The organism is Virgibacillus carmonensis (genome assembly GCF_057836705.1).
Genome location: NZ_JBYQFJ010000310.1, coordinates 1 through 570, shown reverse-complemented (window position 1 = coordinate 570; position 570 = coordinate 1). Strand labels below are relative to the sequence as shown.

General features: G+C 39.5%; 1 protein-coding gene. It reads left to right on the top strand.

Features of this window, described 5'->3' with window-relative positions:
- A partial coding sequence (gene mtnN / locus AC3G7N_RS22035; protein WP_489424253.1) for a 5'-methylthioadenosine/S-adenosylhomocysteine nucleosidase occupies positions 1 to 429 on the top strand: 429 nt, incomplete at its 5' end.
- Between the last annotated feature and the right edge of the window lie 141 nt (positions 430 to 570).

The window sequence follows — 570 nt, the reverse complement described above, 5'->3', positions numbered from 1 at the left end:
GATATCGTTGTTTCCTCCCAGGTCGTACATCATGATGTAGATGTAACCGCCTTTGATTATGCATATGGACAAGTTCCAGGTATGCCGGCTATGTTTGCTGCAGATTCACAACTCGCAGCACTAGCAACGAATGCAGTTAAATCACTGGCTATTTCATCCAAAGAAGGAATTATTGCAACAGCAGACACTTTTATGGCAAATCCGGGCCATGTAAAGCGTATTAAAGAAAAGTTTCCTGCAATGATTGCTGCTGAAATGGAAGCGGCGGCTGTTGCTCAGGTATGCCATCAATATAATAAACCGTTTGTCGTGATTCGCGCACTGTCCGATATTGCTGGGAAAGAATCAACCGTATCATTTGATGCATTTATTGATACAGCAGCGAAAAATGCAGCGACTTTAATAATCAAGATGATAAAAGAACTTTAACTTTTCATCATATAAAATCCCTCCATTTCATGGTACGATCCATGATGGAGGGATTTTAAATGTATAAATGAATGTGTGATTGTGCCTGATTAACCTTTCCTTCTCTTTGGATTTTCTTGTTTAAAGTACTCATGAAACACC